6 protein-coding genes are annotated in these 6,211 nt (G+C 44.3%); all 6 read left to right on the forward strand.

Features of this window, described 5'->3' with window-relative positions; genetic code table 11:
- Positions 1–221 precede the first annotated feature (221 nt).
- Positions 222–608: a glycine cleavage system protein GcvH gene (gene gcvH, locus V7L97_RS07430; RefSeq protein ID WP_333654670.1), complete on the forward strand. Its 387-nt coding sequence runs from the start codon at positions 222–224 to the stop codon at positions 606–608.
- Positions 605–2,002, forward strand: a complete 1,398-nt coding sequence (gene lpdA / locus V7L97_RS07435) for a dihydrolipoyl dehydrogenase (RefSeq protein WP_333654672.1) — start codon at positions 605–607, stop codon at positions 2,000–2,002. Before gcvH ends, lpdA begins: the two co-directional genes overlap by 4 nt.
- Positions 2,003–2,010: 8 nt before the next feature.
- Entirely contained in the window at positions 2,011–3,291 is a 1,281-nt protein-coding gene (gene eno / locus V7L97_RS07440; RefSeq protein ID WP_333654674.1) for a phosphopyruvate hydratase, read from the forward strand.
- A 54-nt stretch (positions 3,292–3,345) separates the two neighbouring features.
- Entirely contained in the window at positions 3,346–3,693 is a 348-nt protein-coding gene (locus V7L97_RS07445; RefSeq protein ID WP_333654676.1) for an FtsB family cell division protein, read from the forward strand.
- Positions 3,694–3,695: 2 nt separating this feature from the next.
- Positions 3,696–5,870, forward strand: coding sequence for a glycoside hydrolase family 57 protein (locus V7L97_RS07450; protein ID WP_333654678.1), 2,175 nt, complete (start codon positions 3,696–3,698; stop codon positions 5,868–5,870).
- Positions 5,871–5,947: 77 nt separating this feature from the next.
- Positions 5,948–6,196 (forward strand): hypothetical protein, encoded by a 249-nt coding sequence (locus V7L97_RS07455; protein ID WP_333654679.1) that lies wholly within the window; start codon positions 5,948–5,950, stop codon positions 6,194–6,196.
- Positions 6,197–6,211: the final 15 nt, after the last annotated feature.

The raw sequence follows: 6,211 nt of genomic DNA on the forward strand, positions 1-6,211 counted from the left end.
TATATTTTTAGCCATCTGCATGAAATCTATGATAACATACTTCCGCCTGACTTGCCGAGACCGATTAAATTATGTTCTAATTATTGGCAGCCAAAAACTTGCTTGACAAAGAACAAAAACTATGTTAGAAAATTCACACTGAAGGGCTTTGTCCTTATTAAAAAATTAAAGGGGGCTCGTGGGGGAAATGAAATCTTCCCCACACCTTAAAGGAGGAGAGCATGAATCCAGACAACATCAAATATCACAAGGAACACACATGGGTAAAGGCATCAGGCAAGAAGGCAACTGTGGGAATAACAGACTACGCACAGGATGCGCTGGGAGACATCGTGTACATTGACCTTCCCGAAGTTGATACAACAGTAGAAGCAAACACCGAGATGTCAGAGATCGAGTCCACAAAGGCAACATCGGCAGTCATAGCACCTGTAAGCGGAACCATAATCGAGGTCAATGAAAAGCTTGCAGACTCTCCTGAGATAATCAATGAAGACCCGTATGGAAAGGGATGGATAGCAGTAATAGAAATGGACAACGAATCAGAGGTCGACGATCTCATGGATGCAGGAGACTACGAGAGATATATAGAAGAGGAAGCAAAATGAAGTTAACAATAATAGGTGCAGGACCCGGGGGATATGTAGCAGCATTAAAGGCAGCGCAGCTCGGCGCACAGGTAACGGTAATAGAAGACACCGAAGTTGGAGGCACGTGCCTTAACAGGGGGTGTATTCCTACCAAGGCGCTTGTGGCATCATCGGAAGCACTTCATAAGGCTAAAAACCTCGAGGAATTCGGAATAGAGGTTACAGGAGATATTAATCCTAACCTCTCCAAGATAATGGAGAGGAAAAACAAGGTCGTCTCAACACAGGTAAAGGGCATTCGTTCTTTATTCAAAAGCTGGGGAGTAAATCTCATCGAAGGAAGGGGGATGATACTTACCCCTGAAAAGGTTGAAGTCCAGAAAAAAGACAATACCACCGAAATAATAGAGACAGACAAAATAATCGTAGCCACAGGCTCAAGACCTGCACAGATTCCCATATTCCCCTTTGACGGCGAACACATCTTGTCCAGCGATGATGCCTTAAATATAAAATCCATACCGAAGAGCCTGATAATAATAGGCGCTGGAGTTATAGGCTGCGAATTCGCATGCATATTCAAGGAACTCGGCACAGAGGTCACAATGGTCGAAATGATGCCGAGGGCTGTTTCCACAGAAGACCCCGAAATATCGGAAATCATCGAGAAGGAACTCAAAAAGAAAAAGATAAAACTCATGACAGGAGTGAAGGTGGAGAAAGTGGAAGGCCACAAAGCCGAAGAAAACGGCGGCATCCATGTCTACCTTGCAGACGGAAAAGAACTCGTGGCAGAGAAACTCCTCGTATCCATAGGCAGGGCACTCAATACAGAGAATATAGGGCTCGAAGCAGTGGGGATAAAAAAGGGAGCAAGGGGAGAAATACTGGTCAACGAAAAAATGGAGACAAACATAGAAGGCATATACGCAATAGGCGATGTAACAGGAGGAATACTCCTCGCCCATACAGCATCAAAACAGGGCATAGTGGCTGCCAGCAATGCCTGCGGAAAAGAAAAGAGATATGACTCCTCTGTCGTTCCTGCAGCCATATTCACATCCCCTGAAATAGGCTCTGTTGGTCTTAGAGAGCATCAGGCTAAGGATAAAGGGATAAACATAAAGACAGGGCACTTCCAGTTCAGGGCACTTGGAAAGGCACACGCAATGGGAGAGATTGCAGGCATGATAAAGATTGTTGCCGACGCCGATACCGATAAAGTCATTGGCGTTCATATAATAGGCCCGCATGCATCGGACCTTGTTCATGAAGGGGCACTGGCAATAAAGGCAGGACTTACTGTAAAAGAGGTCGCCGATATGATCCATGCCCATCCCACACTTGCAGAAGGCCTGATGGAGGCTGCAGAGGATGTGCACGGAGAGGCAATACATGCACCGAAGAAATAGGAGGGGAAATGAGTGAGATTATAGACATATATGCAAGAGAGGTAATAGATTCCAGAGGCAATCCGACAGTGGAGGTCGATGTGCTGCTTGACAGCGGAGCTACAGGAAGGGCAATTGTCCCTTCAGGCGCATCAACAGGTGAAAGAGAGGCGCTGGAACTGAGAGACGGGAATAAAAAGAGGTTTCACGGGAAAGGGGTATTAACTGCAATTAAAAATATAATGGAAGAGATAGCACCGAGGCTAAGGGGGCTTGAATCACAGGATCAGGCACTCATAGACAATACAATGATAGAGCTTGACGGTACAGAGAATAAGAGCAAGCTTGGTGCAAATGCCATATTGGGCGTATCCATGGCAGTCTGCCATGCATCCGCCAACGAATTGGGGCTTCCACTTTACAGATATATAGGCGGATGTAATGCAAAAGAACTCCCTGTGCCTATGATGAACATTATGAACGGCGGCGCACACGCTGACAATAACCTCGACATTCAGGAATTCATGATAATGCCTGCAGGCTTTAAGGACTTTGCATCGGCACTGCGTGCCGGAGCAGAGATATTCCACACCCTTAAATCCATCCTTAAAAAGAAAAAATTGAATACCGCTGTTGGTGACGAAGGAGGCTTTGCTCCGAACCTCGATACCAATGAAGAGGCAATATCCATAATCATGCAGGCAATCACAGAGAGCGGATACAAACCCGGAAAGGATGTATTACTTGCCCTCGATGTGGCATCATCCGAATTTTACGAGAAAGACAGATATAACTTTGAGGGCAAAAAGATAACATCCCATGAGATTGTTGATTATTACGAAAGACTGGCAAAGAAATATCCCATCATGTCAATCGAAGACGGGGCAGCGGAAAATGACTGGAACGGATGGAAGCTCCTCACAGAAAGGATTGGCAGCAAAGTGCAGCTCGTGGGCGATGACCTGTTTGTAACGAATACAAAGATATTAAAGCAGGGTATAGAAAAAGGAATTGCCAATTCTATACTCATAAAACTAAACCAGATAGGCACTGTCACAGAAACCCTCGACGCCATTGAAATGGCAAAAAGGGCGGGTTACACTGCAGTAATATCCCACAGGTCAGGTGAAACAGAGGATACGACCATTGCCGATTTGGCAGTTGCCTGCAATACAGGCTTCATAAAGACAGGCTCGCTCTCAAGGAGCGAAAGGATAGCAAAATACAACAGGCTTTTAAAGATAGAGGAAGAATTGGGAGAAGCTGCAGTTTTCAGAGGCAAAGAAGCGTTTTACAATTTGGGAAAATGAGCAGATGGTCATTCACCCATTTACTTATTTGCCCATTTAGCCGATAATTAAACCATGAGAGGCAGAATACAACCCCGAAACCTCAGACAACAGGTTACGGTCGAAAGAAAAAAGCGCAATGTAATATTTTTCACCGTAATTATACTCGCACTTCTCTATACAAGTACATCTCTCCTTCTTGGAAACATGGGTTTCATAAAATATCTCACACTCAAAAAGACAAAAAATAGCTTGGAGACAGAAATAACCATATTGGAAAAAGAGAACAAGATACTGCAGGCGCAGATAAACGCACTAAAAGAAGACCCCTATTATATAGAAAAACACGCGAGGGAAGAATTCGGATTGGCAAAACCCGACGAATATATCTTTCAATTCCAGGATGATGCCAAAAAGAATTAATAATGGATAGCCCCCTTTACATTGCCTTTCTCTGGCACATGCACCAGCCCTATTACAAAGACCCTTTTACAGGGATTTACCGGCTGCCGTGGGTAAGGCTGCACGGAACCAAGGATTATCTGGACATGGTGAAAATCCTCGAGGAATTCCCGAACATCCGCCAGACATTCAATGTAGTTCCTTCCTTGATCGAGCAGTTGAGGGATTATATAGAAAACAATGCAACCGACAGGTACCTCGAATTAACGCTGAAAAATCCCTCTGACATGACGGAATCCGAAAGGCTGTTCGTCATAGAAAACTTCTTCCTCGCAAACTGGGACAATATGATAAAAACCTTCCCCAGATATTATGAACTGCTCGTAAAGAGGGGATTCCGCTTCACAAAGGGAGATATTGTAAGGGTATCCAGATATTTCACAGATTATGATGTAAGGGATCTTCAGGTGCTCTTCAATCTGAGCTGGATCGACCCCATGTTCAGGGATAATGACCCAACCATGAAAAGGCTTATACAAAAAGAAAGGGGCTTTACAGAAGAAGACAAACAACTCGTAATAAAAAAACAGTTCGAGATATTAAAAGGGATAATCCCTGAATATAAAAAAATGAGCCAGAGCGGACAGATAGAACTATCTGTAACGCCTTTCTACCATCCGATACTCCCTTTATTATGGGATACCGACTCTGCAAAGATAGCAATGCCCGGTGTAAGATTGCCGAAAAAGAGATACAGTTATCCTGAGGACGCTGTAAAACAGATCAGGATGGCACTGGATTACTTCGAAAAGATATTTGGATACAGGCCGTCAGGCATGTGGCCTTCAGAGGGATCTGTGAGCGAAGATGTAGTTAAGGCCATGCATGCCGAAGGGATTAAATGGATCGCAACCGATGAAGAGATCCTGGCGAGATCGCTTCAAAAACCTCTGAGAAGCCCCGAGGGCTATCTTACCGATGCAACAAGTCTATACAGGCCATATCAATTCAACAATGTCTCCATGATATTCAGAGACCACAAACTATCGGACCTGATAGGCTTTGTATATTCAGGATGGAAGCCTGAAAAGGCTGTGGATGACTTCATGGGCAAGCTCATACAGATAAGAAACACACTGCCAAAGGACAGGGCATACTTAGTCCCTATAATCTTAGATGGCGAAAATGCATGGGAATACTACAAAAACGATGGACACGATTTCCTGAGAGGACTGTATCATGCATTGAGCAACGACAGCAGGTTCAAGACCGTAACCGTCTCGGAATTTATAAAAGAACACGACCCGGGCGAGCCGCTCCACAGACTTCATTCAGGCTCGTGGATTAATGCCAATTTCGGGATATGGATAGGCCATGAAGAGGATAACCTTGCATGGGACTATCTTGCTCAGACAAGGGAAGACCTTGGGGCATTTGCAAAGGCCAATCCCGACAGGGACATCACCGAGGCATGGAATGCCATTTATGCAGCAGAAGGAAGCGACTGGAACTGGTGGTATGGGGACGAGCACACAACAGAAACACAGGAGGATTTTGACGAGCTCTTCAGGAACCATCTCATGCAGGTCTATAAAGTAATGGGCAAAGACATCCCACCCCATCTTTATGTACCCATACTGCTGGAGGACAGGAGCATCGAGCCCGTTACACAGGCAAGGGGCTTTATATATCCAAAAATTGACGGCTTTGTCACAAGCTACTTTGAATGGTACCAGGGTGCTTATGTTGATGTAAAACGGTCTGGCGGAAGCATGCACAAATCCGAGAGTTTTGTCTCCGCGCTTTATTACGGCTTCAACAAAGACAACATTTACTTAAGGATCGATCCGGCAATGCCGTTTTCAGAAACACGTGAGCCCATTATCCTGCAGATAAATATCGTACACCCCTTTACATTCAGAATAACCTGTGATTTGCAGGAAAATACTCTTAATGCAACAGTCCACGAAAGGGTATTCGAGGAGTGGATATTGGTGAAGACCATCGAGAATGTGGCAGCAAAGGAGATATTTGAAATAGAGATACCGTTTGCCGACATAAAGGCACATGAGAATGACGAAATCCATTTTTCTATGGATATAATGAAAAACGGCGAAGGGATAGAAAGGTGTCCATGGAGGGGGTATATAACCGTAACCGTTCCAACGCCGTATTATGAGACGCTTATGTGGTATTAGCATACGCAGTGTCAACGGGAACCGCGTAATCCATAAATTTTATTCCTTTACTCTGATTGACATTGTATAAATTAAGCATGAACTGGTTACCTTTTATCATTGCCTATCTCATAGCGCCTACGCTGGTTATCGTAGTTGCGTATATATTTGTCGCCATGCTGGGCATTGCCATTACAGGTCTTATCATCTTAGGCATCGTTTTTATCATCGTCATTACTATGCTTAAAATTATTCAATGCGTTGCACAGCACATCAAACAAGCCCGTAATCCAATTCGCAGGACAAACATTAAATATTTAAAAGGAAGACTTTTACATCTTCCTTGAAATCACCATTTATAT

Source organism: Dissulfurispira sp. (genome assembly GCF_036745535.1).
Classification (GTDB): Bacteria; Nitrospirota; Thermodesulfovibrionia; order Thermodesulfovibrionales; family Dissulfurispiraceae; genus Dissulfurispira.